The sequence below is a fragment of the Rhodopirellula maiorica SM1 genome, assembly GCF_000346295.1.
Classification (GTDB): Bacteria; Planctomycetota; Planctomycetia; order Pirellulales; family Pirellulaceae; genus Novipirellula; species Novipirellula maiorica.
On the sequence record NZ_ANOG01000494.1, the window covers coordinates 1 to 8192 of the forward strand.

An 8192-nucleotide genomic window follows, 5' to 3' on the forward strand; every position below is an offset into this window, starting at 1 on the left:
CTACCTAGAAAAGTGTTGGTCACGCGACGAACACTTGCGTCGAACCTCGATATTCGTCGATGACCGGCCGGTGGCGAATGCTCTAAAATCTGCCCGTAAAGACATTGAAAATGCCGACTCAACTGAGAGGCTACTGGTAGGAGAAGCTCGGCTGACGAAATCTCTTTACAAATACGTTGTTCGAGTGACGAAGTGGGGCGAGTTTGTCCGTGACCCCAAAGGAAATGATCCTGCAAACCAGTTCTTGACGCAGGGCAATTATTTGGCCTACGGTCAAGCGGCGACTTGTCTCTGGTGCCTGGGAATCCCACACGGGTTCGCAGTGATGCACGGGAAAACCAGGCGTGGTGCATTGGTGTTTGACATCGCGGACGTATGCAAAGACGCAACTGTCTTACCATTGGCCTTTGCAGCGGCCTCAGAAGGCTTTACCGCACGTGAATTTCGTGAATCAATAATCAATGCGTTCACGGAACATCAAACATTGGAACAAATGTTTGTTGTCGTCAAAGGAATTATCGCCGAGGTCAATTCGCTGCAATGATCGTGACATTTGTCTCTGAGTGTCGCAAGAAATCGATTCAAAAGACACAGCGAATTCTTGATACGTACGCCTATCGAATCGGCAGGCGCACGTGGCAAGCAAACTTAACCGAGCAAGGCCTTGAGGCAATTCGTCAGCGGCTTACCAAAGAGGCAACCCGCAGCACCGCGATTGCTTGCCACCGAGTGACATCACGCCGGCAGAGCGAATTGGTTTGGGTTGTTGGGAACAGGCGCGTGTTTGATTCGCGCGGCCGCGTTGCTGTCCACCGTACGAGAACGCACAAAGCGAAAAATTATGCCGACGGAATGTGGCAGCACTTGCCGCTGTTGCGAAGCTTGGTACGAATGGCTGCCTTGTGGCATGACTTCGGAAAAGCCTCCGAACCATTTCAGAATTCGTTGCGACAACGCAGTTCCGTCGACGTACTGCGTCACGAATGGCTGTCGCTGATACTCTTTGACTCTTTCATAGCCGATCGCGATGAATTGACCTGGCTGCAAGCATTGACCGAAGTCGATATGTGGTGCAACAACGAAAAACTCCAAGCCGATTGGATTGCACGTGCGGTCCAATCATCGACGCGCAGCCCATTAAAACATCTTGTTGAACAACCGATCACGCGGTGGATCAAGTGGCTGATTGTTTCTCATCACTTGTTACCTCACTCCCCACATGGTTCGGTATGTGAAGACCGTGCCGCTGATTGGATCTCGATTGCCTCCGATGTTGATGAAAGTTGGGGCTACCAGAAATCAGGCAGATTGCTGAAGACATCAGAGGACCGCGAGAAGGCATTCTCGTTCCCAGCCGGTCTTCCGATTCGATCGAAGCAGTGGCGTGAAGCAGCGGTCGAAACGGCAAATTCCTTGCGTGAAGCTCGCCAGATAAACATCGCATCACGCTGGGACCGGCCGGACGATATCGAGCGAGCTCTACTCGTCTTGGCAAGAACGGCACTGATGCTTGGGGATCATCAATATTCGTCAGAAGAAAGCGACAAGTCCTGGCGAACCGACTATCCACCCTTCGCGAATACGAGGAGAGCAAGCAATTGTGACGACATTGGTCCGGCTCAATCGCATTTGAAGCAGCGACTCGATGAGCATTTGGTGAGGGTGGCCGATCGCGCGGTAGCAGTCTCGGGGCGTCTGCCGTACTTGCAATCCAAAATGCCGGTTTTGGAGGTGCCGCGTGAACTAAGAAAGTCATCTCCCGCAAGGTTTCAGTGGCAGAACAAAGCGGTAAGCGAGATTCAGTCATTAACCTCGGATCGCGCTAGGGATCACCGAGATCGCCCTGGGACGTTGATCGTCAACACAGCAGGAACCGGGACGGGTAAAACGACGGCCAACGCAAAAATGTTGGCAGCTCTCCATCCCGACGATCTGCGTGTCGCCTTCGCATTGGGATTGCGTACGTTAACGCTTCAAACTGGTGACGAGTACCGCGAACGATTGAAGCTAAAGCGTCGTGACATGCAAGTGATCATCGGATCACGAGCGGTGCAGCAACTTCACCAAGATAATCAAAGCTCGCTTGATGACCACTCACTTACAGGCGACTACGATTGGATGGATATCCCCGATGAAGAGTTCTTTTTCGGTGAAACCAATCCTCACTCCGAACAGGAACGTGTGCTCGAGCGCATCCTCGCAAAGCCCAAGGATCGCCGTCTGTTGTTGACGCCATTTCTAGTCTGCACAATTGATCATTTGATCCCAGCAACGGATGGTGTACGGGGTGGTCATCACATCGTGCCGCTACTGCGGCAGATGTCTTCAGATTTGGTGATCGATGAGATTGATGATTACGACGCGATTGACTTGGTCGCAGTGCTGCGTTTGGTGCATCTCGTTGGATTGCTTGGCCGGGACCTTTTGATCTCATCCGCAACCATCACACCTTCGATCGCGATGGCCGTTTTCGAATCGTACCGCAGCGGACGGCAAGACTTTGCCGCATTCCAGGATGCAACGTCTCAAGTGGATGTGCTATGGGTTGACGAGTTTCAAGCCAAGGCGAAAAAGGCTGTCGAATCCTCGCAGTTCGAGGAGTACCACGTAAAACGAATGCGATTGAAATCTAATCGACTTGCCAAAGAAACGCCAAAACGCCGTGGCCAAGTATTTGAAATTGTCCACGTTGAGAATGAGATCAACGAGACCGTAAAGCGTCGTGACAATTGGGTTCATGCGATGGCGTCAGCTGCCGTCGATGCGCATCGTCATCACCACCACGCCGATCCCAAAACAGGGCGATGCTTTTCAATCGGATTAATCCGCATCGCCAACATCGAGCCGTGCGTGGCCGTCGCAAATCGCCTGTTCGAGATGGATCTGCCAAACGACTTCGAAGTTCGTGTCATGGTCTACCACAGTCGCCAAGTGTTGATACTCCGGTCGGAAATCGAATCCTACCTTGGCCGATTGCTGAATCGTCGTGAAGACAACGTCCTTGATGATCCAGTTATCCGGCGGCGATTAGAAGAGTCGGAAGCAGCGAATGTCGTTTTCATCGTTGTTGCGAGTCCAGTCTGCGAAGTCGGGAGGGATCATGATTACGATTGGACCGTGGCCGAGCCGTCGTCGATGCGATCATTGATTCAGGTGTGTGGCCGTGTATTGCGACATCGCAAAGCAAACCCCGAAGTCGCCAACATCTATGTTCCCAATTTCAATTATCGGGCGTTCGTCAAATTGGAAAAACGAGCGGCGTTCACACATCCGGGGTTTGAAGATGTCCGCCTGGGGCCGATCGAAGGACGGACTCTGCAAACCAAGCAACTCACCAAGTTGATCGACTTGGAACAGTTCGCGACGTGTATCGATGCGCGTCCAAGGATGGTTGCGGCGGAAACGCTTCAACCTGACCAACGTCTCGCCGATTTGGAACATGCGGTACTCCGTGATGTACTGAACAATCTCTCCCGTGCCGAGCACTCTCCGCATGGCTGGAATCAAGGTTGCCACTACCTCACCGATGCAGCTCAGCAAATTGCACCGTTCCGCAGATCGGCCCCAGAAACTCGTTTGTATTTGCGAAGCGATGACGGCGAATTGAAATTCTTTGAGCCTGGACCACGTGATAGCGACGGCGTCGCCGCATTGCTTCCGGCACACGAGATCGACGATCAATCGCGTGAACGTTTATGGATACCCGCCCTGGACTACAACGCTTTGATCGAAGTAAAAGCGGAGCAATTCGGAATATCACCGTTGATTGCGATGAAACGTTTTGGCGAGCTCATGGTACCCAACTGGTTTTTGGAGAATGTACGGGCCGAGCCAATTTGGATTCCGGAGTTGGGAGCATATCGGGAAAAAACACTTACTGATCTCGCCGATTGACCAACCGTGTCACCCATCGCTTTAAATTCGTCAGTACAAATACGACTCGGCCTGTTTTTTATGAGGCTTACACCGTGATCTACTTCAAATATACGAGGTGCAAATGACTAATCCATTAGGTCGATTCGTGAACGAACGACGTGACGCGAAACTTGCTAAGGCAAAGCCTGAGGCAGTCGCCAAGATCGAATCGGACTTTCGATTTGACAATTGGGTCCAATCCGCCGCAATGCGAGCATCACAGCTGAACGTAGCCTCGCATATCGGACCGATCAGCCACCCTGATGCCAAGATTGCCCCTTTCGTTGCTGAGCCCACTCCAGCACCCGATGGATACGTTCGCTCGGGAAACGTAAGCACTCCCTGGGATGCGTTCGGCAATGCAGCTGCGCTCGACACTCTCGCATTCATGAAGATCGAGCTATCTGATAATCGGACCGCATTACAACATCTGCGAGAAGGTACCAGTCAAATCCGGCGGTTGTTTGACTTTGCAGATGATGAAACTTACGAAACAATCCGCAATCAGTTTCTACAAATGTTTGCTAACAGCAAACCTTACCCCGTCACCTGTTCCGAGATCAAGCAGATTTACTTTCCGCTTCCGGAGGGAGGCTACCACCTGCTGTCGTTGGTGTCATCATCGGGATTGATGCGAGAGAATCGATTGCGTTTGCAAGAACGCCAATGGGGTGAAAAGGCTAAGGCCGCCAGAGAGCTCGAAAAAGAAGACCGGGCCGCAATCGCCAGCGGGAGATCACCGCAAGTGGAGGGAGTGCCGGCCGAAGTTATCTATCAATCGATTCCCGGGCGTGGCTCAATCAAACTGGGCGGAGCAAATGCCCAAAATGTAAGTTCATTTAATGCCGAATGCAGAGGTGTTTGGCCTCTGTTTGCTTCGTATCGGGAAACCACGAGCATCTACCAACGCTTGGCTAAAAGCGACTACTTTCGAAACTTGCGATGGGACACGTATTGCCGGAGCATTTTTGTAAAGCTCGACAACATCTTTCGCAAATCGAATCCCGGAAATTCCGAACTGCGTGAAGCACGGATACGTCGGTTGGAGGAATTGTGGCTGTGGGCAAGTTCTTTCGCTCTAGAACTACAATCGCTACCTGGTGGTTGGTCCAACAACGATGATAACCGTCTGCCCATGCACCAAAAGCTTTGGCTTGATGCCGCGAACGGCGATTTGGCGAGCGACAACAGTGGGTGGCGTCATGAGGTCGCCGGCGAGTTCGCTGCTTGGACGTTGGCAGCGTACAGAAAAATGAATTGGGGCGATCAAGGTTCCGTGCCCCTGGGGGTGGTGGAGAACACCGAGTTCCGCAACGAGGTCGCCGAATTACCGTTTAATGCACAGGAGTGGCAAACATGGGAACGATGATCTTGATCGAACGATTGGAGGTCCAAAACGCTAATGCGATCAGTAGTCCGCTGACGATGGGAGTGCCTTCGATCACGGCATTCATGGGCTTCGCACATCAGTTGCAGCGTTTGGTTCATAAAGCCAATCCGTCGAGTGACCTGTTGGTGCGTCAAGTCGGTGTCGTGATTCACGATATCGACCTTCAAACTCGACAATTTCCAAGGTCCCGTTCACTTTTAAAGCTGACGGCCAACACACGAGGTGGACGGAATGAATCAAAAAAAAGCGATCGTGCCTCGTTCATCGAGGAGGGACGCTGCCATTTGACGGTTTCATTGTTGTTGGACTGCGAAACCGAGTTTTTGGGCGGAACATCCGAAACAATTGAACGAATGCAGCATCTGGTCATGGGGCGAATGCGATTGGCCGGAGGCACAATCATCAATACCGATCTGCCTCGCATCCAAACGGTTTCCAATGACCGCCGCACATTGGCGCGGCTGATTCCGGGTTGGGTATTGATAGAACGTCGAGATCTGATGATCGAAGCGATGGGGGAAGGTCTCGACGCGATTGATGCTCTGCACCGAGCATTGGCGATACATCATCAACGTCATGTCCAACTGGACTCGGATGCCAATTCGGAAAACTTAGGCTCGCACGCGACCGTCACTTGGTCCAGCGGACGTCATCAACCAGGTTATATCGTTCCGATCGCGACCGGATACCAGGCACTAACACCTGTGGTTCCAAGCAACAACGCACGTGATCGGGATACACCGCACAGGCTCGCCGAAAGTGTACTGACATTGGGCGAGTTTGTATTACCACTGCGATTGGAAAAGCCCAGTGAGATGCTGTGGCAGTATCAACGCGACGGAGATTTGTATGTCTGCCAACAGCAGACGTGTTCACTTTTCGAAGAGCCCCTTTCCTAACAACTGAGAGATTTCCTCGTGGCTAAGAAAACCGCTACCATTCAACTGAAGGTCCCTGGAGTGCTTGCGTTCGAACGCAAGCTCGCGCCGTCCGACGCGCGAATGTACTCGACAACGTGGGAACAGCGAAACGATGATAACGAGCAGCCGTTGTGTCTGGTTGAAAAGTCAGTCCGCGGCACGATCTCCAATCGATTGAAAACAGGCAAGGGAGATGACCCCGCGAAAATCGATGCTGGCATGAAAAGCCCCAACTTGCAAAAAGTGGACGCCTGTAGTTTGCCCGAAGAACACGACACGCTGATCGTACGTTTTTCACTGAAGGTGCATTCAAACTTGGGCGATCCAACCGCCTGTAACAGCGCCGAATTTCGGGAATCGTTGCTGTCCCAGGTCAACGCCTATTTGCAGGAAACCGAGGCAGAAGAATTAGGGAAACGCTATGCGACCAACCTGGCGAATGGTCGGTTTCTGTGGCGCAATCGCGTGGGCGCCGAAGAAGTGGAGATCAATGTCAAGGCCTTGGCGGGAACCGATGATCAACACTGGGATTTTGATGCAATGTCGATTCCACTGAATAACTTTGATATTGATGTTGCCGAGGTTGCCTCGCTGGGGCATCAGATTGCTCAGACGCTACGCGGAGAGAAGGATTTCCTACTGTTGCAAGTGACTGCGAAAGTTAAAGTGGGGTCGGCACAGGAGGTCTTTCCTAGTCAGGAGATCGTCCAGGATGCTCCATCAGGCAAGGGAGCCAAGAGCAAGTTTCTGTACAGCGTCGGCGGGATCGCGGCTATGCATTCACAAAAAGTCGGTAACGCAATTCGCACGATCGATACATGGTATTCCGATGACGCTGAGAAGCCGATCGCGGTTGAGGCCTACGGTGCGGTGACAACTGAGGGTAAAGCGTACCGTGATGGAAGCATGGCACCTCATTTCTACAAACTGTTTGACAGTTGGAGCATTGGAAAGGAAGTCGATAGTGAACAGCGGCACTACCTCATGGCAATGCTGGTTCGCGGAGGTGTGTTTGGGCAATCCGAGAAGGAGTCATCATGAGCGTTTTGACATCGCCGGAGGTGGTGGCGACGCACTATTGCGAGTTCACTTGCCTCCCCGACGCGGAAATTTCGACCGGCTTTTTAATGGGACGGTTGATGTACGCACTTCATTTGACAATGGTGATCGCAACTCCGGCAGAGCAAGCTTGCCCCTTTGGTGTCACTTTTCCCGACTACCGCCTCTGGGCGTCGTACAGCCATTCAGAACGATCCCGTCAAGAAGATACGCAAGCAGCCAGCGGGCAGGACGATGTCGATCTCGACCGTCTGCTGCCGATTGGAAATCGCATTCGACTGTTTGCTCGCAGCGAACAAGAGCTGGAATCGATTGAGTGGTCGAAATCAATGGTTGGCTTGGATGACTATGTGCATCGAACGCGACCGCGTTGCACCCCGTCGGCAATAAAACGTTTTGCAGCATTTGCTCGTCATCAACCCAAAGCATCGCCCGAACGACTTATTCGCAGAGCGATGAAACGCCACGGGATTGACGAAGCGGAAGCACGCCGAAGATATAAGGATTACGTGATGGATCGCTGCCGCCTACCCTGGGTGGACATGCGTAGCGAAAGTTCGCGCCATCGTTTTCGGCTATTCATTGATCGCGTTGATGTCCAAGCCTCCTCTGATTGGGGGTTCAGTGCTTACGGGCTGAGCCGGACCGTCGGTCTGCCACTATTTTGACCCTTTTTTTCGGTGAGTCAAAAAACGCTCAGAATCCATTGTCTGAAGCGCGTCTTGAGAAAAAGGGGGAAACCCTATCCGCTGTTCTCAAGTGCAGTCTACACCGCTGTTTACGTTCATGGGGTTCTGTTCGCTGCCGCATACGCAGCTCAGAAACTCCGGTGCGTTCGGCTGAGTGTCATTCTGCTGTTCGCTGCCGCATACGCAGCTCAGAAAGTGCAGTCGTGCAGATCTCCGGAA

Annotated in this window: 6 protein-coding genes; all 6 read left to right on the forward strand. The window is 52.4% G+C overall.

The window, feature by feature from the left end; genetic code table 11:
- The coding region (gene cas1f, locus RMSM_RS15695) for a type I-F CRISPR-associated endonuclease Cas1f (RefSeq protein ID WP_144057678.1) at positions 1-544 on the forward strand (544 nt) is incomplete at its 5' end.
- Positions 541-3894, forward strand: a complete 3354-nt coding sequence (cas3f, locus tag RMSM_RS15700; protein ID WP_008698001.1) for a type I-F CRISPR-associated helicase Cas3f — start codon at positions 541-543, stop codon at positions 3892-3894. The genes cas1f and cas3f, both read left to right, overlap by 4 nt.
- 103 nt (positions 3895-3997) lie before the next feature.
- Positions 3998-5284, forward strand: a complete 1287-nt coding sequence (locus RMSM_RS15705; protein WP_040767253.1) for a type I-F CRISPR-associated protein Csy1 — start codon at positions 3998-4000, stop codon at positions 5282-5284.
- The gene (gene csy2 / locus RMSM_RS15710; protein WP_008698005.1) at positions 5272-6204 is read left to right on the forward strand and encodes a type I-F CRISPR-associated protein Csy2; all 933 of its coding nucleotides are present in this window, start codon (positions 5272-5274) and stop codon (positions 6202-6204) included. The genes RMSM_RS15705 and csy2 overlap by 13 nt, the downstream gene beginning before the upstream one ends.
- An 18-nt stretch (positions 6205-6222) precedes the next feature.
- Complete coding sequence (csy3, locus tag RMSM_RS15715; protein WP_201767038.1) at positions 6223-7266, forward strand: type I-F CRISPR-associated protein Csy3; 1044 nt, start codon at positions 6223-6225, stop codon at positions 7264-7266.
- A complete protein-coding gene (cas6f, locus tag RMSM_RS15720; RefSeq protein ID WP_008698009.1) occupies positions 7263-7952 on the forward strand; it encodes a type I-F CRISPR-associated endoribonuclease Cas6/Csy4 in 690 nt (229 codons plus the stop codon). Before csy3 ends, cas6f begins: the two co-directional genes overlap by 4 nt.
- Positions 7953-8192: the final 240 nt, after the last annotated feature.